Source organism: Polaromonas sp. JS666, from assembly GCF_900103405.1.
In the GTDB taxonomy this organism is placed as follows: Bacteria; Pseudomonadota; Gammaproteobacteria; order Burkholderiales; family Burkholderiaceae_C; genus Polaromonas.
This window is the reverse complement of the sequence record NZ_FNHX01000002.1, coordinates 559,910-578,331: the sequence shown is the minus strand read 5'-3', so window position 1 is coordinate 578,331 and position 18,422 is coordinate 559,910. Positions and strand designations below refer to the sequence as shown.

At 65.0% G+C, this 18,422-nt stretch carries 21 protein-coding genes; 14 read left to right on the top strand and 7 right to left on the bottom strand.

What is annotated here, in order from left to right:
• Nucleotides 1-24: 24 nt before the first annotated feature.
• The 3 genes from BLQ85_RS07140 to BLQ85_RS07130 all read right to left on the bottom strand — a co-directional run bounded on the left by BLQ85_RS07140 (nucleotide 25) and on the right by BLQ85_RS07130 (nucleotide 1,639).
• The gene (locus BLQ85_RS07140) at nucleotides 25-444 is read right to left on the bottom strand and encodes a hypothetical protein (protein WP_074575614.1); all 420 of its coding nucleotides are present in this window, start codon (nucleotides 442-444) and stop codon (nucleotides 25-27) included.
• A gap of 36 nt (nucleotides 445-480) precedes the next feature.
• Nucleotides 481-1,002 (bottom strand): thiol-disulfide oxidoreductase DCC family protein, encoded by a 522-nt coding sequence (locus BLQ85_RS07135; RefSeq protein ID WP_175456052.1) that lies wholly within the window; start codon nucleotides 1,000-1,002, stop codon nucleotides 481-483.
• A gap of 64 nt (nucleotides 1,003-1,066) precedes the next feature.
• On the bottom strand, nucleotides 1,067-1,639 hold the full coding sequence (locus tag BLQ85_RS07130) for a GbsR/MarR family transcriptional regulator (protein ID WP_007865774.1): 573 nt from the start codon (nucleotides 1,637-1,639) through the stop codon (nucleotides 1,067-1,069).
• A gap of 105 nt (nucleotides 1,640-1,744) precedes the next feature.
• On the opposite strand from BLQ85_RS07130, the gene BLQ85_RS07125 reads away from it, so the two are divergent.
• The 4 genes from BLQ85_RS07125 (at nucleotide 1,745) to BLQ85_RS07110 (ending at nucleotide 5,730) form a co-directional block, all read left to right on the top strand.
• Complete coding sequence (locus BLQ85_RS07125) at nucleotides 1,745-2,650, top strand: helix-turn-helix transcriptional regulator (RefSeq protein WP_074575613.1); 906 nt, start codon at nucleotides 1,745-1,747, stop codon at nucleotides 2,648-2,650.
• A 148-nt stretch (nucleotides 2,651-2,798) separates the two neighbouring features.
• Nucleotides 2,799-3,599, top strand: coding sequence for a fumarylacetoacetate hydrolase family protein (locus tag BLQ85_RS07120; RefSeq protein ID WP_074575862.1), 801 nt, complete (start codon nucleotides 2,799-2,801; stop codon nucleotides 3,597-3,599).
• Between the two features lie 144 nt (nucleotides 3,600-3,743).
• A complete protein-coding gene (locus BLQ85_RS07115) occupies nucleotides 3,744-4,655 on the top strand; it encodes a dienelactone hydrolase family protein (protein WP_074575612.1) in 912 nt (303 codons plus the stop codon).
• 226 nt (nucleotides 4,656-4,881) lie between these two features.
• Complete coding sequence (locus BLQ85_RS07110; RefSeq protein ID WP_074575611.1) at nucleotides 4,882-5,730, top strand: ZIP family metal transporter; 849 nt, start codon at nucleotides 4,882-4,884, stop codon at nucleotides 5,728-5,730.
• 270 nt (nucleotides 5,731-6,000) lie between these two features.
• On the opposite strand, the gene BLQ85_RS24955 is transcribed toward BLQ85_RS07110, so the two are convergent.
• Complete coding sequence (locus BLQ85_RS24955) at nucleotides 6,001-6,078, bottom strand: hypothetical protein (RefSeq protein ID WP_371327273.1); 78 nt, start codon at nucleotides 6,076-6,078, stop codon at nucleotides 6,001-6,003.
• A 15-nt stretch (nucleotides 6,079-6,093) separates the two neighbouring features.
• On the opposite strand from BLQ85_RS24955, the gene BLQ85_RS07100 reads away from it, so the two are divergent.
• The 5 genes from BLQ85_RS07100 to BLQ85_RS24685 all read left to right on the top strand — a co-directional run bounded on the left by BLQ85_RS07100 (nucleotide 6,094) and on the right by BLQ85_RS24685 (nucleotide 8,981).
• Entirely contained in the window at nucleotides 6,094-6,375 is a 282-nt protein-coding gene (locus BLQ85_RS07100; RefSeq protein WP_074575609.1) for a hypothetical protein, read from the top strand.
• A gap of 243 nt (nucleotides 6,376-6,618) precedes the next feature.
• Nucleotides 6,619-6,840: a hypothetical protein gene (locus BLQ85_RS07095; protein WP_074575608.1), complete on the top strand. Its 222-nt coding sequence runs from the start codon at nucleotides 6,619-6,621 to the stop codon at nucleotides 6,838-6,840.
• Nucleotides 6,841-6,913: 73 nt separating this feature from the next.
• Nucleotides 6,914-8,164 carry an FAD-dependent oxidoreductase gene (locus tag BLQ85_RS07090; protein WP_074575607.1) on the top strand — a complete coding sequence of 417 codons (1,251 nt, stop codon included), beginning with the start codon at nucleotides 6,914-6,916 and terminating at the stop codon, nucleotides 8,162-8,164.
• Nucleotides 8,165-8,336: 172 nt separating this feature from the next.
• On the top strand, nucleotides 8,337-8,516 hold the full coding sequence (locus BLQ85_RS07085) for a hypothetical protein (protein ID WP_007865760.1): 180 nt from the start codon (nucleotides 8,337-8,339) through the stop codon (nucleotides 8,514-8,516).
• A gap of 189 nt (nucleotides 8,517-8,705) precedes the next feature.
• Nucleotides 8,706-8,981, top strand: coding sequence for a hypothetical protein (locus BLQ85_RS24685; RefSeq protein WP_139200910.1), 276 nt, complete (start codon nucleotides 8,706-8,708; stop codon nucleotides 8,979-8,981).
• Nucleotides 8,982-9,070: 89 nt separating this feature from the next.
• Here the strand turns inward: BLQ85_RS24685 and BLQ85_RS07075 are convergent, their stop codons facing one another.
• The 3 genes from BLQ85_RS07075 to BLQ85_RS07065 all read right to left on the bottom strand — a co-directional run bounded on the left by BLQ85_RS07075 (nucleotide 9,071) and on the right by BLQ85_RS07065 (nucleotide 12,185).
• Nucleotides 9,071-9,970: a sulfurtransferase gene (locus BLQ85_RS07075; protein ID WP_074575605.1), complete on the bottom strand. Its 900-nt coding sequence runs from the start codon at nucleotides 9,968-9,970 to the stop codon at nucleotides 9,071-9,073.
• Between the two features lie 11 nt (nucleotides 9,971-9,981).
• Nucleotides 9,982-10,944, bottom strand: a complete 963-nt coding sequence (locus BLQ85_RS07070) for a DMT family transporter (RefSeq protein ID WP_074575604.1) — start codon at nucleotides 10,942-10,944, stop codon at nucleotides 9,982-9,984.
• Between the two features lie 122 nt (nucleotides 10,945-11,066).
• Nucleotides 11,067-12,185 carry an aromatic ring-hydroxylating oxygenase subunit alpha gene (locus tag BLQ85_RS07065; RefSeq protein WP_074575603.1) on the bottom strand — a complete coding sequence of 373 codons (1,119 nt, stop codon included), beginning with the start codon at nucleotides 12,183-12,185 and terminating at the stop codon, nucleotides 11,067-11,069.
• A 282-nt stretch (nucleotides 12,186-12,467) separates the two neighbouring features.
• Here BLQ85_RS07065 and BLQ85_RS07060 point away from each other — a divergent pair, with 282 nt between their 5' ends.
• The 5 genes from BLQ85_RS07060 to BLQ85_RS07040 all read left to right on the top strand — a co-directional run bounded on the left by BLQ85_RS07060 (nucleotide 12,468) and on the right by BLQ85_RS07040 (nucleotide 18,370).
• On the top strand, nucleotides 12,468-12,725 hold the full coding sequence (locus tag BLQ85_RS07060) for an exodeoxyribonuclease VII small subunit (protein ID WP_007865745.1): 258 nt from the start codon (nucleotides 12,468-12,470) through the stop codon (nucleotides 12,723-12,725).
• Nucleotides 12,726-12,780: 55 nt separating this feature from the next.
• The gene (locus tag BLQ85_RS07055; protein ID WP_074575602.1) at nucleotides 12,781-13,701 is read left to right on the top strand and encodes a polyprenyl synthetase family protein; all 921 of its coding nucleotides are present in this window, start codon (nucleotides 12,781-12,783) and stop codon (nucleotides 13,699-13,701) included.
• A gap of 55 nt (nucleotides 13,702-13,756) precedes the next feature.
• On the top strand, nucleotides 13,757-15,664 hold the full coding sequence (gene dxs, locus BLQ85_RS07050) for a 1-deoxy-D-xylulose-5-phosphate synthase (protein WP_074575601.1): 1,908 nt from the start codon (nucleotides 13,757-13,759) through the stop codon (nucleotides 15,662-15,664).
• A 281-nt stretch (nucleotides 15,665-15,945) separates the two neighbouring features.
• Nucleotides 15,946-17,025, top strand: coding sequence for a TRAP transporter substrate-binding protein (locus BLQ85_RS07045; protein ID WP_074575600.1), 1,080 nt, complete (start codon nucleotides 15,946-15,948; stop codon nucleotides 17,023-17,025).
• 265 nt (nucleotides 17,026-17,290) lie between these two features.
• Entirely contained in the window at nucleotides 17,291-18,370 is a 1,080-nt protein-coding gene (locus BLQ85_RS07040; protein ID WP_074575599.1) for a TRAP transporter substrate-binding protein, read from the top strand.
• The last annotated feature ends 52 nt before the right edge of the window (nucleotides 18,371-18,422 follow it).

The window sequence follows — 18,422 nt, the reverse complement described above, 5'->3', positions numbered from 1 at the left end:
CGGTCTTGCGCTGTGCGCCCGCCTTCAGGGCGTGCCGCCGGTTGCGGCAGGCGGTATGGCCGGCGCGGTTGGCTGGGCGCCCTGCACATGGGCGGCCAGTTCCTTCGCCGCTATCCATTGGCGCACCTGCGTCCAGACATTGCGCGAGATGATGGCCACGGTGGCGAACACGCCCGCCATCACCAGCCACAGCGAACGCCGCATCGCGTCGACGGCGCTGTGGCGGTCGGTGAATTCGCCAAAGCTCAGCATCAGCAACAGGGTGCCCGACACGGCCAGCAGGTAGGCGCAGCGTATCCAGAACTCCGCGCCGCCGTCCGCGTCGCACAGCATGCGCAGCACCTTGTAAAGGATGGGCTTGAGGTAGCTGATCGCCACAATGGGGCCGACCACTGCGACCAGCAGCGAGACAAAAAACAGGGTGGCATCGAGATGCGCTTCCATGATGGGTGTTTCCTTTCTTTGTTTGAATAGCCTGGTTTAACGCGAGCAACTGGCGGAATCGCAGCGGGCGGCGGCCGAGCGTTCGGCCGCGCGCCGCACGGCGCCTTCAAACATCAGGCGCACCAGGCCGCGCGGGATGCGGTGGCGGTTGCGCGCCAGCACGGGGTAGCTCCATTCCGCGAAGGGGCGCAGCAGCGGCAAACGCATGGCGGTGCTGACCCAGCCCAGGCCGACGGCCTCGTAGGCCAGGCGGAACACCTCCACGCCCTTGAGCACGCGGCCGTCGGCCCTGCGGGCGTGGATCAGCTCCAGCAAGTCCTGCATCGTGGTGCCCGCGGGCGGCCCGGAAAAATCCGCTGCCGAGACGTCGGCAAAGCGCAGATGGCCCTCGGTGTTGCGCAGCATCAGGTTGCTCATTTCGGCGTTGCAAAGCGGGCAGGCCGATTCGTAGTACAGGGTCAGCGGGTAGATGGCCGGGTCCATGCCGGCCTTGAAGCTGTCGTAGCGGGTGTTGCCTGGGCTGCTGATCGCCTGTTCTGTTGAGTGGGTGGCAGTCATATTTCTCTCCTTTAGAAATTTCAGTACAAACAGAAATTGATAATCAAAAAAAAGCCGGCCGGCCTCAGAAGGTAGGCGGCAGCAACTCCGAAGGATCCATGGGCTTGGCGTCGCTGTCGCCGCGCACGAACTTCTGCACGCTGGCGCCCATGCGCAGCACTTTTTCGAGGGTGTTGGGCGACAGGCGCAACATCTCGTCGGCCCACAGGCCCAGCGATTCCATCAGCCTCAGGGTTTCACGCACACGGTCCTGCGCGTCGGCGGGTTCGGCCTCAAAGCCCTGGTCTTTCACGAGTTCGCGCAGCATACGCACCGTCGGGTCGTATTCGCGCTCCTTGCGCTCGCGCACCACGGTGCGAAACAGCTCCCAGACGTCCAGCGAGGTTTCGTAATAGTCGCGCCTGTCGCCCAGGACGTGGGTGGCGCGTATCAGGTTCCAGTTCAGCAACTCCTTGAGGCTGGTGCTGACATTGGAGCGCGCCACGGCCAGCGTGTCGGCGATGTCCTCGGCATGCAGCGGGCGGCCGTGGAAAAAAAGCAGGGCGTGGATTTGCGAAACGGTGCGGTTGACGCCCCAGGCGGTGCCCATCTCTCCCCAATGGACGACAAATTTGCGGGCGACGGGGCTGAGTTCCATGACTCTGACTATACGTTGTCTGAAATTTCTGTCAATACAGAAATTAAGGATGCGAAAAAGAAACAACAGAGCAAGCCGGTGAGCACAAGCCCGAGAATACGGCGCATGACAGACATCAAGACCTACGGCATGTCCGAGCGGGCCGACCACCTGGACTTCGACATCCGGTCCCAGCTGGTGCGGCCGCCGCTGGTGCGTCCGCACCGGCACGAGTATTTCCAGATCCAGATCAGCCTGCAGGGCGACACCGAACAGAACGTGGCCGGCACGGTGCGGCCTTTCCGCCGCGGCTACCTGAGTTTTATCCTGCCTTACCGCGTGCATGTGATCCCGCATCCCGAGGGCTCGCGCTACGTCATCATCAATATGTCGCAGCAGTTCCTGCGCCCCGGCCTGGACGTGGACCCGCTGGACCTGGAGGACGTGCCCTTGAGCCGCGCGCCCGAGCTCGCGCCTTTTCTGTTCCAGGAATACGCCGACTTTTATTTTTCCGAGGAAGAGTTTCCCGAGATCGAGGCGCTGCTGGAAAAACTCGCGTTTGAAAACGCGCACCGCCGCTTCGGCTCCATCGAGATGATCCGCGGCCTGATGCTGCAGCTCATAGGCCTGGTCTGTCGCAAGTATGAAGCCGACCTGCTGCGCTTTTCGGCCAGCCAGGCGCAGCAGGGCAGCCGGCGCGCCAGCCTGCAGCGCGCGGTGCGCTATATCCGCGAGCACCTGGCCGGCGAAGTCACGCTGGCCGATGCGGCGGCGGCGGCTTTTCTCTCGCCCAACTACCTGGCCCACCTTTTAAAAAAGGAAACCGGCAAGACCTTCACCGACCTGGTGACGGAGCGGCGGCTGGAATTTGCCCAGGAACAGCTGGCGCACAGCGGCCAGCGCATCGCGAGCATCGCCCACGCCGCAGGTTTTGCTGACGAGGCTTATTTCGCGCGGCGCTTCCGCCAGCGCTTCGGCCAGACGCCGAAAGCCTACCGCGACAGCGTACGCGCAAAGATTTCGGGTGCCTGAAGCCTGCTGCGCTGCAACAGCACTGCATTGAATCGTCCGGTAAATGCGTAATTGCGTCCACCTGGGAAAGCCGTGTCCGCCCTAAGCTTTAGGGTTGGAGAAAAACGCCGACAACAAGCTCCAGCTTTTATCAATCCAGGAGACACCCATGACACAACCAGACATGAGCAAACGCGGAATTCTGCAAACAGGCGCCCTGATGGCGACAGGCGCGGTCGTCGGCTGCGCCACGCCCGGCACGGCGGCCAATGCGCCGGCCACGCCCTTCGCGGTGGCCGGGACCTACATCCCCATCGCGGGCAGCACCGAGATGTTCCCGGTGCGCCGCATCTACTGCATAGGCCGCAACTACGCGGCCCATGCGATCGAGATGGGCTCGGACCCCAGCCGCGAGCCGCCATTCTTTTTCCAGAAGCCTACCGACGCCATCCAGGTGGTGCCACCCGGCAAGGTGGCCGACCATCCCTATCCCACGCTGACCAAGAACTACCACTACGAAGTCGAACTGGTGGCGGCGCTGGCCAAGGGCGGGCGCAACATCCCCATGGACAAGGCGCTGGACCTGGTCTACGGCTACGCGCTGGGCCTGGACATGACGCGGCGCGATTTGCAGCGCGGCATGGGCGACCAGAAAAAACCCTGGGAAATCGGCAAGAGTTTTGACATGTCGGCCCCCATAGGTCCCATCCACAAGGTGGCGCAGACCGGCCATTACACCAAGGGCGCGATCTGGCTCAAGGTTAACGGCCAGCTCAAGCAGAACGCCACGCTCAACCACATGATCTGGTCGGTGGCCGAGCAGATCTCCAAGCTGTCGGAGGCTTTTGAGCTCTTCCCTGGCGACATCATTTATTCAGGCACGCCCGAAAACGTCGGCCCGGTGGTCAAGGGCGATGTCATCGAATGCCACATCGACGGCCTGCCGGAGCTCAGCGTCAAGATCGTCTGAGGCCGGGGCGCTGAAGTGAAATGAAAGAGGGCGGGGCAAGGGAAAACACCATGCCGTCGCCCCGCGGTGGCAAGAACTTCCGGGGCCGCATAGACTCCGACTGTTTGCCTTTCTCTCCCAACAACTATCTGTGAGGAAACCGCCATGCTTGAACACGACCAGAAAAAAGACTTCGATGCCTTGCTGCCTGGGCGGAGCACCGAAGCCGGCGCCAGCCGCCGCACCGCGCTCAAAACAGCCCTGGGTGTCGGTTATGCCGCCACCGCCATGCCCATCATGGCGCAGACCGCGATCAAGACCTCCTCGGAAGGCCTGAAGACCGGCGAGACCACTTACGAGGTCAACGGCTTCAAGGTGCCCGCCTTCTTCGCGGCGCCCGCCGGCAAGACCAACCTGCCGGTAGTGCTGGTGATCCAGGAAATCTTCGGCGTGCACGAATACATCGCCGACACCGCGCGGCGCTTCGCCAAGGCCGGCTACCTGGCCATCGCCCCCGAGCTCTACGCGCGCCAGGGCGACCCCAGCAAATACAACGAGATGGCCAAGCTGCTGGCCGAGGTCGTCTCCAAGGTGCCTGACGAACAGGTCATGGCCGACCTGGACGGCGCGGTGAAGTGGGCGGGCGCCAACGGCGGAAACACCAAAAAAGTCGGCATCACCGGCTTTTGCTGGGGCGGCCGCATCACCTGGCTGTACGCCGAGCAGAGCAAGAACGTCAAGGCCGGCGTGGCCTGGTACGGCCGCCTGGTCGGCCAGCCTTCGGCGCTCACGCCCAAGCACCCGCTGGACCTCGCCGCGGGCCTGAAGGCGCCCGTGCTCGGTTTGTATGGCGGCCAGGACGGCGGCATCCCGCTGACCACCGTCAACCAGATGAAGGACGCACTGGCCGAAGCCAGCGCCAAAGGCAACAAGGCGGCCGCCGCCTCCGAGTTTGTGGTCTACCCGCAGGCTCCCCATGCCTTCCATGCCGATTACCGGCCCAGCTACCGCAAGGACGCGGCTGAAGACGGCTTCAAGCGTGCGCTGGAGTGGTTTAAATCTCACGGCGTGGCCTGATTTTTCGTTCATACAGAGCATCCAAGCCGCCAGCCCGCCCGGGCCGGCGGCTTTTTTTACGCCGGCCCCTCTTGACAGCCTTGCTAAGATAAAAACAACCCCGGCCCGCTGGCATTGAATGCTGCGCCCGGGGTTTTGTCGTCTGTGGTGTAACCTCCGGGTTGCCCCTGCAGGCATGGGCTAATCAATTTGGGCTTAGGCCCAGTCAATACGGGCATATGTAGCTATGACTTTGCTAGCAATCTTGATGGGAACCCTGGCCGCCGGCATAGGCAGCGTGTGGCTGGCGGCCTTGCTGAGCTTTGGCGTGCTGGCCCGCTACACGCAGCACATGCTGAGCCTGGCCGCCGGTGCGCTGCTGGCCACGGCCTTTATGCACCTGCTGCCCGAGGCTTTTGAAAGCCAGGCCGGCGCCAAGGAGCTGTTCGCCACCTTGCTGGTGGGGCTGGTGTTCTTTTTCCTGCTCGACAAGGCCGAGCTCTGGCACCACGGCCATGAGCACCATGGCGGCGAGCACCACGGCCCCGAAGCGGCGGCGCATGCGCAGCATGACCATACCGGGCATGTGCATGCCGCGCACAGCCACCACGGCCACAATCATGGGCACGGGCATGGTGAAGCCCGCACCGGCGGCTGGGCCGTGCTGGCCGGCGACAGCGTGCATGCCTTCGGCGACGGCATTTTGATCGCCTCGGCTTTTATGGCGGACCTGCGGCTGGGTGTGGTCGCCGCGCTGGCGGTGCTGGTGCACGAGGTGCCCCACCACATGGGCGACCTGGTGGTGCTGCGCCAGACCTCGAACAACCGGCGCGCCGCCCTCGTCAAGGTGTCGCTGGCCGGTGCGGTGACGGCATTGGGCGGCGTGGTCGGCTACGCGCTGGTCGACCAGCTCTATGACTACCTGCCGTTTTTCCTGATCATGGCCTCGAGCAGCTTTATCTACGTCGCGCTGGCCGATTTGATCCCGCAGCTGCAAAAACGCGTGACCGCCCGTGAAACCATGGCGCAGATCGCCTGGCTGGCCATAGGCATAGGCCTGGTCACGCTGATCAGCGGCATGGCGCACCACCATTGAGGGTTTTCGGCCCTGCGGCGCTGCTGTAAGACGGCGCCTGACAAGCTCAGGGCTTGGCGGCCTATAGGCCGGTTTGGGGCGCGGCGGGAAGATGAAGTCGGCATTCTTCCCAGCCCACTATCCTTTGTGCAAAGGCAGGCCCGCCATGAACTTCCATTCAGAACCCACCACGGTTTCCAGCGCCTTCCGCCCGTCGACCGCATTCGGCGAGCCGCTGCGCAAGGCGTCGCAGCGCAAACCGCGCATTGTTCGCCGCCCGCGTGCCGCGGCCTATATCGCGTTCTTCATCACGGTCTTCGCCAGCATGGCGGCCGCTGCGGCGCTGGCCACCCATGACTTGCCGCTCATGCTGGTGGGCTTGTGATGAATACCAGGCGCGGCCATTCACCTGACGGCGGCGTTCCGCTGGGTACGGGCTCGCCCGACGAGCCGGCACATACCTTGCCGGCCGAGCCGGCCCAGATCACCAAAGCCCGGTCCCCGAAAGCCGAAGCGGCACAACCCCGTGCCGGCGCACACAAGCGCCCCGGCAATGAAGAGCCCGAGCCCACGCTGGAGGACGACCTGCCCTCCGACGGGCGCGACAAAAAAGGCGAGGCCATGATCCGCGACCTGCCGCCCGGGGCCGGAAAGAAAGAGCGCTAGCCCGTGGCCACCAGCCCCAACACCCCGCCGCCCGAGCCGCTGCCGCCCCTGGACACGCCGCCGGACCCGGGCGAGGTGCAGACCACGCCCATGCCAATGACGGTGATATAGGCGAAAAAAGCGCTGCCGGCAATGAAATAGAAACCGGTGTAGTGTCATAAGGCGCACAGGAAATGCGCAACGCAGGCAGGACACCCGCTTCCGGGTTTCCCGCAAGGTTTGACTGCTGCAAGGAGAACCGACATGCCGATAGACACCAGCCCCGAAGGCGCCGAGCTGCTGCACCAGCCGGTCGTCAAGCCATTTCCCGAAATCAGCCCCAAAGAGTCCCACCACGCCCACCATGCCCGGCAAGCCATCGAGGATGACGGCCACAACCACGATGAGGGCGAGGCCGGCGCCGCATCCGGCGCCTCCCCGGGTGCAAGCCTGAAACCGGGCCCGGCCCCCGCGCCGCCGGCCTGAGCGCCTGCCCCGCGCTTGCACTGCGCGGCAAGCTTCTATAAGGTCGGAGGACTTTTCCCCGAGGGAGACACCCATGGCCGAAGTTCTCAAGGTCCGCTGCTGCATTGCCGGCGGCGGCCCGGCCGGCATGATGCTGGGCCTGCTGCTGGCACGCGCCGGCGTGGAGGTGCTGGTGCTCGAAAAGCATGCCGATTTCCTGCGCGACTTTCGCGGCGACACGGTGCATCCGTCCACCCTGCAGGTGATCCACGAACTGGGCCTGCTGGACAAATTCCTGGCACGCCCGCACGAGGAGGTCAGCGAGTTGCGTGCGATTGTCGGCGACACCCAGGTGGTGCTGGCCAGTTTCAAGCGCCTGCGCATACGCTGCCAGTTCATCGCGATGATGCCGCAGTGGGAGTTCCTGGATTTTGTGCGCGACGAAGCCGAGCTTTATCCCGGTTTTCGATTGCTGCAGAACGCCGAAGTCACGGGGTTGAGTGAGGAGGGCGGCACGGTGACCGACGTGCATGTCACCACGCCGGAAGGCCCCCTGCAGGTGAGGGCGGATCTGGTCATAGGCGCCGACGGCAGGCGCTCGACGGTGCGCGCCGCCGCCGGGCTGGTGGTGCGCGACCTGGGCGCACCCATCGACGTGTTGTGGATGCGGCTGCCCAAGCTGCCGGGGGATCCTTCCACCACGGGCGGGCGCATCACCACGGGCATCTTTCTGGCCATGATTGACCGCGGCAGCTACTGGCAGTGCGCCTATGTGATTCCCAAGGGCGGGATTGAGGCCGTGCGCGCGCGCGGGCTGGAGGCCTTCAGGGCCGACATGGTGAAAGTGGCGCCCCTGTTCGCGGGTCGCATGGACGCGCTGGCAAGCTGGGACGACATCAAGCTGCTGAGCGTGACGGTGGACCGGCTGGAGCGCTGGTACAGGCCCGGCCTGCTGTGCATAGGCGACGCCGCGCATGCCATGTCGCCCGTGGGCGGCGTGGGCATCAACCTGGCGGTGCAGGATGCCGTGGCGGCGGCCAACACGCTAGCGCAGCCGCTGGCCGATGCGCGCGTGGACACGGCGGCCCTGACGCCTTTCCTGGCGCGGGTGGAAAAGCGGCGCCTGCTGCCGACCCGGCTCACCCAGGCGGCGCAGGTGGCCATCCAGAACCGCGTGCTGAGTCCGGTGCTGGCGGCGCGCGGCAGCGAAGCCCCGCCCATGGCGCTGCCCTGGCCCTTGAAGCTGATGCGCCGCTGGCCGCTGCTGCAGGCACTGCCGGCTTATGCGGTGGGTGTGGGTGTGCGGCCCGAGCATGTGCGTTCCCCGGCGCGGCCCCCCGCCTAGATTTGTAGGCCGTCTCCTACGCCATGGGCAGGCATTGCCTACAGCGGCCGTGCCGCGCGGCTTTTAGAGTGAAACCAACAGACTCTGTGCACCCCTTTGTGCGCCCTTGTGGCAGGCGAGCCGGATTTCCGGCACAGCCGGCCGGGGCCTGCAAGCCGAAGGAGACCTTCCCATGAAAAGCAGCGACACCCTTCATGCCCACAAACCCGAACCCAGCCCTTCCAAAGGCCAGGTGGGCGACAGGCCGGACAACGGCTCCAGGAGCAGCCGCGGCGCCGGCCCCAGCTCGGGGGCGCGGCGCGACAACCCGCACAGGCGCATCCGCCTGACAGGCCACGCCCGCGCCTGCTGAAGCACGCCTTCCGGTGCGTGCACTCGGCGCGCACCCATCGAAAAATCCCTACAGCCCTGTGGGACACAGTCTCATGGGGCATGGCCGCAAGGCGCGGCTAAATTGGTGACTGGCTGGCGTTCAGCCAACTTCCGCCGATCGACAGATTGATCTTCCTATCGCTTCATTTCTTCATACAAGGAAACACACATGCACGCATCCAAATTCAAACCCGCTGCCGCAACGGCTCTTGCCCTGGCTGCCCTGCTGGCACTGGGCGCCTGTGGAAAGAAAGTCGAAGACACCGGCGCGACCTCCTCGACGCCGTCCAGCTCCAGCCCTTCAACCTCTTCCACGCCTGCGCCTTCGACACCTTCCACCAGCAGCAGCGGTACCAGCCCCACGCCTACGCCGGAGTCCAGCGCGGCTGTGTCGAACTCCGGTTCGACCGCGCCCGGCACGCCGGCCAGCGGCACCACCAAATAAAGAGAGCCGCCACCGCTTTCGTGCGGGCTTAAAAAAACGCCACCAGGCACGGCCGGTGGCGTTTTTTGTTGCGGCGTTAACAAGGGGGCCTAGCCCTGGGCCACCGGGCGCTGCGGGTCACTGCACCAGTCGCTCCAGCTGCCGGCGTACAGGCCGGTCCTGCCCAGGCCGGCGATTTCCATGGCGACCAGGTTGGGCACGGCACTGACGCCGCTGCCGCAGTGGTGCACCACGGTCGCCGGGTCGCGGCCGGCCAGCAGGGTTTCAAACTCGGCCTTGAGTTGTGCGGCCGGCTTGAATTTGCCGTCGGGCCCTATGTTCTGGCTGAAGGGCCGGTTCAGCGCGCCCGGGATATGGCCGGCCACCGGGTCCAGCGGCTCCACCTCGCCCTTGAAGCGCGGCGTGGCGCGCGCATCGATCAGGGTCTGGGCCGGCCTGCCCAGTTGCGCGGCCACGGTATCGGCCGACACCAGCGTGGCCCTGGCCGGCGCGAGCAGGAAGCTGGCCTGGAAATGCGCGGGCTCCTCGCCGCTGTTCACCGCGCCGCCCGCCGCCTGCCAGGCCTGCAGGCCGCCGTCGAGCATGGCGACGTTTTCATGGCCGGCCCACTTGAGCATCCACCACAGGCGCCCGCAGTAGTTGGCGCCGTTGCGGTCATAAACGACGGCCTGCATGTTGTTGGCGAAACCGACGCTGGACAGCCAGGTCGCGAACTTCTCGCGATTCGGCAGCGGGTGGCGCCCGCCCGACGCGGGCGCGTCGGCGCCGCTGGCGGTGATGATCCCGTGGGCGCCGGGCACGCCGTGCTTGGCGCTCAGCGCGGTGTCCAGGTTGGCGTACACGGCGCCGGGGATGTGCGAGGCCAGGTACTGTTCCTGCCCCAGGCCCGGCTTCATGAGGTCGAAGCTGCAATCGAAGATGCGCAGCGGTTTGGCCGAGGCGACCAGGGCTTGCAGTTGTTCGGCGGAAATCAGGGTGGTGTAGTTCATGAGGAAACTCCTTAGTGCTCTTCGGCGGGGGCGTTCGGCGCGGCGCGGGCACGCAGCACCGTGGCCGCAATCGCGCTCACGATGATGAGCACCATGCCGGCCCAGCCGATCAGGGGAATATTGTCGCCAAACAGGATCAGGCTGTAGAGGGCCGCAAAGACAATGCCCGAATACTGCAGGTTGGCCACCATCAGCGTGCCGCCGTGGTTTTCCGACATCGAATAGGCCTTGGTCATGGCCAGCTGGCCCAGCGACGCCAGTATGCCTATGGGCGGCAGCCACAGTGCGTGCCGCCAGTTCCAGGGCGTCACGCCCATCACTGCCATACCCAGCGCGCCGGCCACCGCCGTGCCCACGGCAAAGTAAAACACGGTGCGGGTTTCGGGCTCGCCCATGCGCGAAATCGCCATGACCTGCATGTAGGCGAAGGCGGCGCCCAGGCCGGACATCAGGCCCACCAGGCCGGCAAAGGTCTGGTTCTGGTCTATGGCCGGACGCAGCAGCATGACCACGCCGGTGAAACTCGCCAGGATGGCCATGACCAGCGGCCCCTGGCTGGTGAATAAAGCCCCCAGGCTGGCCGCGCCGCTCTCCGGGGAGGCGCTGGCCGGGGCGTTGGTGTTGGCTTTCGGCGGCGTCCAGGCCATCAGCGCCCCGCCGACCAGGAAGGCCGCTATCCACACGCTGCTCATGTAGTTGAGCGTCATGGCGGTGGCCAGCGGCAGATGCGCGATGGCGTAAAACCAGGCCGACAGCGACATCACGCCGATCACGCTGCGCCAGGCGTGCATGGCCGGGTAGCGGGTGGCCAGCGTGATGCCGCGCGCACGCGCATAGGCCGCCATGAAGAGGATGCCCAGGATGCCGCGGTAGAACACCAGCTCGGCGCTGTTGAAGTGCTCGGACGCGTATTTCACGCAGACCCCCATGGTCGCAAACATGAACGAGGAAAAAATCATCCAGATGGCTTGCATGGTGTGCGGCGGGTTTAGGGGCAGGGATGGGTGGAATGAAAAATGGCTGCGGCCCCGCCGATGTACGGGACTGCAGCCATCCTATAGGCGGGCGAGGGAGCTTGCACGCCGGGAGCCGGTTCTCAGATCATCTGCGTGGTTTTGCTGGCGCCCATCTCGCGGCGGTACCACTCGTGAAAGTGCTGCATGCCGTCTTCCATGGGGCTCTGGTAGGGGCCGAATTCGTTGTCGCCGCGCAGCAGCAGGGCTTTGCGGCCGGCGTCCATGCGCAGGGCGATTTCGTCGTCCTCCACGCAGGTTTCCATGTAGGCCGCCTGCTGCGCCTCGATGAACTCGCGCTCGAAGGCACAGATTTCCTCAGGGTAGAAGAACTCCACCACGTTGAGCGTCTTGTCGGGCCCCTGCGGGTGTAGCGTGCTGACCACCAGCACGTGCGGATACCACTCGACCATCACGTGCGGGTAGTAAGTGAGCCAGATCGCGCCGTACTTGGGCGGCACGCCCTTGCGGTACTGCAGCACCACGTCGTGCCATTTTTTGTAGGTATCGGTGCCGGGCTTGCCGAGCTTGTCCGACACGCCCACGGTCTGCACCGAATAGTCGGCCTCGAGCTGCCAGCGCAGGTCGTCGGTGGTGACGAAGCCGCCCAGGCCGGGGTGGAAGGGGCCGACGTGGTAGTCCTCGAGGTAGACCTCGATGAAGGTCTTCCAGTTGTAGTTGCATTCGTGCAGGTGCACCTTGTCGAGCTGGTAGCCCGAAAAATCGAGGTCGGCATGCGTGGCCAGCTGCGCCATCTCGGCCGCGACGTCGCGGCCGTTGTCCTCGAACACCAGGCCGTTCCAGGTCGTGGTCTTGTAGCGGTTCAGGTTCAGGCAGGGATCGATCTCGAAGTGCGGCGCGCCTATGAGCTCGCCCGAGGTGTTGTAGGTCCAGCGGTGCAGCGGGCAGACGATGTTGCTGCCGGTGTTGCCGCGGCCCTGCAGCATGGTCGACTGCCGGTGCCGGCAGACGTTGGAGATCAGCTCTATGCCCGAGGCATTGCGCACCAGCGCCCGGCCCTCGCCCTCATGCGGCAGGGCGTAGTAGTCGCCCAGGTTGGGCACCGCCAGTTCATGGCCCAGGTAGCGCGGCCCGTGTGTGAACAGCTTTTGCTGCTCCCGCTGGTACAGGCCCGCATCAAAGTAGCTGGAAATCGGGAGCTGGCTGGTGGCCTGAAGGAGGCGAAGGCTGAGATCAGACATGCAAATTTCGGGTGAACATGCCGCCGCGCGAGGCTTTGGAGGCAGTTGACAAACCAGGGAAGCAGGCTGAGCGTCAGCCCACGGGTGAAAACAAGGCCGGGTTTCCCGCAACGGGGTCACCGTTGTTATCGAGAACTGTTATCAATTGTACCCGCGCGGGGTGGATTCGGGGGCTTTGCGCGCCGCCGCCGGATAATACGAATATTGCATTTGCAAGCCCGGGGAGCCGGGCGGCGCAATCCCTCCGCAACGGCCTAAAATCAGGCCTTCACTCAAAGAACCATGGCCAAAAGCGCTTCATCCTCCGCCTCTTCGACGCCCCCCGCAGCAGCGCTGCCCGCCAGCTATGAGGCGGCCCTGCAGGAACTCGAGGAACTGGTGGACAGCCTGGAGTCCGGCCAGTTGCCGCTGGACCAGCTGCTGACGGGTTACCAGCGCGGCGCGCAGTTGCTGAAGTTCTGCCGCGACAAGCTCGAAGCCGTGGAAACCCAGATCAAGGTGCTCGAAGGCACGGAACTCAAGCCCTGGGTGCAGGAGTAAAGCGGCACGAAAGCCGCGACCCGCTACCCGATCCAGACCCAAACAGAGACCCAGATTGAACGCCCCTGAAAAACTGCCCCTGTTCACGCTGAGCGACTGGAGCGCAAGACAGCTTGCCACCGTCGAGAGCGCCTTGTCCCGCTGGGTGGCCTGTCCCACCGATTCGCCCGCGCCCGCCGGCCTGGGCGACGCCATGCGTTATGCCGTGCTCGACGGCGGCAAGCGCCTGCGCCCGCTGCTGGTCATGGCGGCCTGCGAGGCTGTGGGCGGCAACCCCGAAGCTGCCCTGCGCGCCGCCTGTGCGGTCGAGCTGATCCACGCTTACTCGCTGGTGCACGACGACATGCCCTGCATGGACAACGACGTGCTGCGCCGCGGCAAGCCCACGGTGCACGTCAAGTTCGGCCAGGCCCAGGCGCTGTTGGCCGGCGATGCGCTGCAGGCCCTGGCCTTTGAATTCCTGACGCCCGAAGATGGCTCGGTCGACGCCGCCACGCAAGCGCGGCTGTGCCGCATGCTGGCCCAGGCGGCCGGTTTCCAGGGCATGGCCGGCGGCCAGGCGATAGACCTGGCCAGCGTGGGCATGCCGCTGGACTCGCAGCAACTGCATGAAATGCACCGCCTGAAAACCGGCGCGCTGCTGGAGGCCAGCGTCATGATGGGCGCGGCTTGCGGCACTGTGGCGCCCGCGGCCTGGCAGGCCTTGCGCGACTACGGCGCGGCCGTTGGCCTGGCCTTCCAGGTGGTCGACGACATCCTCGACGTCACCGCCGACTCCGCCACGCTGGGCAAGACCGCCGGCAAGGATGCCGCCCAGGACAAGCCCACCTTTGTTTCGCTGATGGGGCTGGAGGCCTCCAAAGCCTATGCGCAGCAGTTGCTGGCCAGGGCCCTGGCCGGCCTGGACGCCAGCGGGCTGGCCCGCACCGAGGCCTTGCGCGCGCTGGCCGACATGCTGGTCAACCGCCACCATTAAGCAGGACAGACAACCAGGGAAGAGGAACCGGCCTCGCCATAACAACGACACCACGATGTATCCATTGCTCGAAACCATTCAAAGCCCCGCCGACCTGCGCAAACTGCCGCGCACCGGCCTGAAGCCCCTGGCCGATGAGCTGCGCGCCTTTGTGCTCGACAGCGTCTCCCAGACCGGCGGGCACCTGAGTTCCAATCTCGGCACCGTGGAACTCACGGTGGCCTTGCACTATGTTTTCAACACGCCCGAGGACCGGCTGGTGTGGGACGTGGGCCACCAGACCTATCCGCACAAAATCCTCACGGGCCGGCGCGAGCGCATGGGCAGCCTGCGCCAGTTCGGCGGTCTGTCGGGCTTTCCGCGCCGCGACGAAAGCGAGTACGACACCTTCGGCACCGCGCATTCGTCGACCTCGATCTCCGCCGCGCTGGGCATGGCGCTGGCCGCCCAGCAAAAAGGTGAAGACCGCCACGCGGTGGCCATCATCGGCGACGGCGCCATGAGCGCAGGCATGGCCTTTGAGGCCCTGAACAACGCGGGCGTGCACGACCACTGCAAGCTGCTGGTGGTGCTCAACGACAACGACATGAGCATCAGCCCGCCGGTGGGCGCGCTCAACCGCTACCTGGCCCAGCTCATGAGCGGGCGCTTTTACGCCTCGGCCAAGCATGTGGGCAAACAGGTGCTGCGCGTGGCGCCGCCGCTGCTCGAGCTGGCCAAGCGCCTGGAGTCGCATGCCAAGGGCATGGTGGTGCCGGCCACGCTGTTCGAAAACTTCGGCTTCAACTACATAGGCCCGATAGACGGCCACGATCTCGAGTCGCTGGTGCCCACGCTGGAAAACATCAAGCACCTGATGGACGGCAACGGCGGCCCGCAGTTCCTGCATGTGGTCACCAAAAAAGGCCAGGGCTACAAGCTGGCCGAAGCCGACCCTATCGCCTACCACGGCCCCGGCAAGTTCGACCCGGCCATGGGCCTGCAAAAATCCAGCGCGCCGGCCAAGCAGACCTTCACCCAGGTCTTCGGCCAGTGGCTGTGCGACATGGCCGAACACGACGCCCGCCTGGTCGGCATCACGCCGGCCATGCGCGAAGGTTCGGGCATGGTCGAGTTTCACAAGCGCTTTCCGGGGCGCTACCACGACGTCGGCATCGCCGAGCAGCATGCGGTGACCTTTGCCGCCGGCATGGCCTGCGAAGGCCTCAAGCCCGTGGTCGCGATCTATTCGACCTTTCTGCAGCGCGGCTACGACCAGCTGATCCACGACGTGGCCCTGCAGAACCTGCCCGTGGTGTTCGCGCTGGACCGCGCCGGCCTGGTCGGCGCCGACGGCGCCACGCATGCGGGCGCCTACGACATTCCCTACCTGCGCTGCATTCCCAACATGAGCGTGGCCTGCCCCGCCGATGAGCGCGAATGCCGCAAGCTGCTGTCCTCCGCCTTCGAGCAGGACCATCCAGTGGCCGTGCGCTATCCGCGCGGCGCCGGCGCCGGCGTGGAGCCCGAGGCGGGGCTGGAGTCGCTGCCCTTCGGCAAGGGTGAAATCCGCCGCGAAGGCGCGGGCATCGCCATCCTGGCCTTCGGCACCTTGCTGTACCCGGCCCTGCAGGCCGCCGAAAAGCTGGGCGCCACCGTCGTCAACATGCGCTGGGCCAAACCGCTGGACACCGAACTGCTGCTCAAGGTCGCGGCCTCTCATGAAGCCCTGGTCACGGTGGAAGAGGGCGCCATCATGGGCGGCGCCGGCAGCGCCGTCAGCGAAGCCCTGCAAGCCGCAGGCATCAACAAGCCGGTGCTGCAGCTGGGCCTCAAGGACGAATTCATCGAACACGGCGACCATGCCAAACTGCTGGCCATGCAGGGCCTCGATGCCGCAGGCATCGAAGCGTCCGTCACCGCACGTTTCAGCACGTTACTGACCAACAAGCCCGCCAAGCCGGCGCTCAAGTCCGTCGCTTGAGCGACTGAGTTCGCCACGGCCTGAGGCTGTTCAACCCAGCATGAGCCGTGGAACCGGCTTTGCCGGGCCACAGGCGGGCGGCCCCCTCGGGGGGCAGCGACCCACACGAAGTGGGGGAGCGTGGGGGCACACCTTCAGCTTGCTGTCAGCTCTTCAAGGGTTTACCCGCCCGGGTGGCACGCCCCTGATTTTTAGAATTCCCCAGGACCTGCGCAGGCAGTCTGGCCGGCGCATGCGCGGGCCCCAAGGAATTCTATTTTTCACACTTCGGAGTCAAGTTGATGGATCGTCGTTCACTCATCAAGCACGCGGGCGTTGCCGGCGTGCTGGCCGCGGGCGTCGCGCCCGCCGTTCATGCGCAGGCTGCCGTTCGCTGGCGCCTGGCCTCCAGCTTCCCCAAGTCGCTGGACACGATTTACGGCGGCGCGGAGACCTTCGCCAAACACGTCAAGGCGATCTCGGGCGGCAAGTTCGAAATCTCGGTCCATGCGGCCGGTGAACTGATGCCCGCCTTCGGCGTGGTCGACGGCGTGCAGCAGGGCTCCATTGAAGCGGCCCATACGGCACCCTACTACTTCTTCGGCAAGGACGAGACCTTCGCCATAGGCGGGGCGATCCCCTTCGGCCTGAACAGTCGCCAGATGAGTGCCTGGACCTTCGAGGGCAACGGCCTGAAACTGATGCGCGAGTTCTACGCCAAATACAACATCATCAGCTTTCCCTGCGGCAATACCGGCGCCCAGATGGGCGGCTGGTTCCGCAAGGAGATCAAGTCGCTGGCCGACATGAAGGGCCTCAAATTCCGTGTCGGCGGTTTTGCCGGCAAGGTCATAGAGCGCCTGGGCGGCGTGCCGCAAAACATTCCCGGCGGCGAGATCTACCAGGCGCTGGAAAAAGGCACCATAGACGCGGCCGAATGGATAGGCCCCTACGACGACCAGAAGCTGGGCTTCAACAAGGTGGCGCCCAACTACTACTACCCCGGCTGGTGGGAAGGCGGCCTGCAGCTGGACCTCTACATCAACCAGAAGGCCTACGACGCGCTCACGCCCGAGTACAAGGCCATCGTCGAAGTCGCCAGCGCGGCGGCCCACGTCGACATGCAGGCCAAATACGACGCCAAGAACCCCACGGCCCTCAAACAGCTGGTGGGCGCCGGCGCCAAGCTGCGTCCCTTCCCCGCGGACGTCATGAGCGCGGCTTTCAAGGAGTCCATGAAGCTCTACGAAGAGCTGTCGGCCAGGAACGAAAGCTGGCGCAAGGTCTACGCCGATTATTCGAAATTCCGAGGCGACCAGAACCTGTGGTTCCGTTTCACCGAAGCCACTTTCGACCGCTTCATGCAAAGCCAGAAACTGTAAGCAGGCCTCGCCGGGCTGTTTGCCCGGACGCCAAGCCCCGAGCACGCCTGCCGCGCAGGCCCGTGCTGGAAAAAGCCGCCCATGGGGCGGCTTTTTTTTGGAGAAATCTGTGCTGATCTACGGGTAAGAACGGGGTAACTTTCTGAAAAAGAGTGACAAAGTGTCCATGCTCCGCCGGCGCTTCCGGGACGCTGCAACTATTGCAGTACCCGGTCGTGTGGCGGACCCCCTACGGACAACTTCAATAACTTCAGGAGAGAGTTTTATGGATCGTCGCTCACTAATCAAAAATGCCGGCATCGCCGGTGTGCTGGCTGCCGGCGTGGCGCCTGCCGTTCATGCCCAGGCCACCGTTCGATGGCGCCTGGCATCGAGCTTTCCGAAATCGCTGGACACCATCTTCGGCGCGGCCGAGGTGTTCGCCAAAGCCGTCAAGAACATGTCCGGCGGCAAGTTCGAAATCTCGGTCCATGCGGCCGGCGAGCTGATGCCCGCTTTCGGCGTGGTCGACGGCGTGCAGCAGGGCTCCATCGAGGCGGCCCACACCGCGCCTTATTATTTCTTCGGCAAGGACGAATGCTTCGCCCTGGGCTGCGCCATTCCCTTCGGCCTGAACAGCCGGCAGATGAGCGCCTGGATGTACGAAGGCAACGGCCTGAAGCTGATGCGCGAGTTCTATGCCAAGTACAACATCGTCAATTTCCCCGGCGGCAACACCGGCGCCCAGATGGGCGGCTGGTACCGCAAGGAAATCAAGTCCGTCAAGGACATCAAGGGCCTGAAGATGCGCATCGGCGGCTTCGCCGGCAAGGTGCTGGAGCGCATAGGCGGCGTGCCGCAGAACATCCCCGGCGGCGAGATCTACCAGGCGCTGGAAAAAGGCACCATCGATGCCGCCGAATGGGTGGGCCCGTATGACGACCAGAAGCTGGGCTTCAACAAGGTCGCGCCGTTTTACTACTACCCCGGCTGGTGGGAAGGCGGCCCCGAGCTGGACTTCTTCATCAACAACAAGGCCTTCGAGGCGCTCTCGCCCGAATACAAGGCCATCGTGGAGGCCGCCGCGGCCCAGGCCCACGGCGAGATGCAGGCCAAATACGATGCCAAGAACCCGGCGGCCCTCAAGCAGCTGGTGGGCGCGGGCACCAAGTTGCGGCCTTTCCCCACCGACGTGATGAACGCCGCCTTCAAGGAAGCCATGGCCCTGTATGAGGAGCTCAGCGCCAAGAACGAGAACTGGAAAAAAATCTACGCAGACTATTCCAAGTTCCGCGCCGAGCAGAACCTGTGGTTCCGTTTCACCGAGGCCACCTTCGACCGCTTCATGCAAGCCCAGAAGCTCTGATTCCCGCGGGGCCTTCGCGCCCCGTCAGGAATTTGCAAGCCGCCTCCCAGAG

Excerpts from the sequence above, each read along its gene's own strand:
- BLQ85_RS07065 (WP_074575603.1), bottom strand. The coding sequence starts at position 12,185 with ATGTCTGATCTCAGCCTTCGCCTCCTTCAGGCCACCAGCCAGCTCCCG.
- BLQ85_RS07085 (WP_007865760.1), top strand. The coding sequence starts at position 8,337 with ATGAAAAGCAGCGACACCCTTCATGCCCACAAACCCGAACCCAGCCCT.
- BLQ85_RS07100 (WP_074575609.1), top strand. The coding sequence starts at position 6,094 with ATGAATACCAGGCGCGGCCATTCACCTGACGGCGGCGTTCCGCTGGGT.
- BLQ85_RS24955 (WP_371327273.1), bottom strand. The coding sequence starts at position 6,078 with ATGAGCGGCAAGTCATGGGTGGCCAGCGCCGCAGCGGCCGCCATGCTG.
- BLQ85_RS24685 (WP_139200910.1), top strand. The coding sequence starts at position 8,706 with ATGCACGCATCCAAATTCAAACCCGCTGCCGCAACGGCTCTTGCCCTG.
- BLQ85_RS07130 (WP_007865774.1), bottom strand. The coding sequence starts at position 1,639 with ATGGAACTCAGCCCCGTCGCCCGCAAATTTGTCGTCCATTGGGGAGAG.
- BLQ85_RS07140 (WP_074575614.1), bottom strand. The coding sequence starts at position 444 with ATGGAAGCGCATCTCGATGCCACCCTGTTTTTTGTCTCGCTGCTGGTC.
- BLQ85_RS07060 (WP_007865745.1), top strand. The coding sequence starts at position 12,468 with ATGGCCAAAAGCGCTTCATCCTCCGCCTCTTCGACGCCCCCCGCAGCA.
- BLQ85_RS07135 (WP_175456052.1), bottom strand. The coding sequence starts at position 1,002 with ATGACTGCCACCCACTCAACAGAACAGGCGATCAGCAGCCCAGGCAAC.
- BLQ85_RS07090 (WP_074575607.1), top strand. The coding sequence starts at position 6,914 with ATGGCCGAAGTTCTCAAGGTCCGCTGCTGCATTGCCGGCGGCGGCCCG.
- BLQ85_RS07045 (WP_074575600.1), top strand. The coding sequence starts at position 15,946 with ATGGATCGTCGTTCACTCATCAAGCACGCGGGCGTTGCCGGCGTGCTG.
- BLQ85_RS07115 (WP_074575612.1), top strand. The coding sequence starts at position 3,744 with ATGCTTGAACACGACCAGAAAAAAGACTTCGATGCCTTGCTGCCTGGG.
- BLQ85_RS07120 (WP_074575862.1), top strand. The coding sequence starts at position 2,799 with ATGACACAACCAGACATGAGCAAACGCGGAATTCTGCAAACAGGCGCC.
- BLQ85_RS07095 (WP_074575608.1), top strand. The coding sequence starts at position 6,619 with ATGCCGATAGACACCAGCCCCGAAGGCGCCGAGCTGCTGCACCAGCCG.
- BLQ85_RS07110 (WP_074575611.1), top strand. The coding sequence starts at position 4,882 with ATGACTTTGCTAGCAATCTTGATGGGAACCCTGGCCGCCGGCATAGGC.
- BLQ85_RS07070 (WP_074575604.1), bottom strand. The coding sequence starts at position 10,944 with ATGCAAGCCATCTGGATGATTTTTTCCTCGTTCATGTTTGCGACCATG.
- BLQ85_RS07125 (WP_074575613.1), top strand. The coding sequence starts at position 1,745 with ATGACAGACATCAAGACCTACGGCATGTCCGAGCGGGCCGACCACCTG.
- BLQ85_RS07040 (WP_074575599.1), top strand. The coding sequence starts at position 17,291 with ATGGATCGTCGCTCACTAATCAAAAATGCCGGCATCGCCGGTGTGCTG.
- BLQ85_RS07075 (WP_074575605.1), bottom strand. The coding sequence starts at position 9,970 with ATGAACTACACCACCCTGATTTCCGCCGAACAACTGCAAGCCCTGGTC.
- dxs (WP_074575601.1), top strand. The coding sequence starts at position 13,757 with ATGTATCCATTGCTCGAAACCATTCAAAGCCCCGCCGACCTGCGCAAA.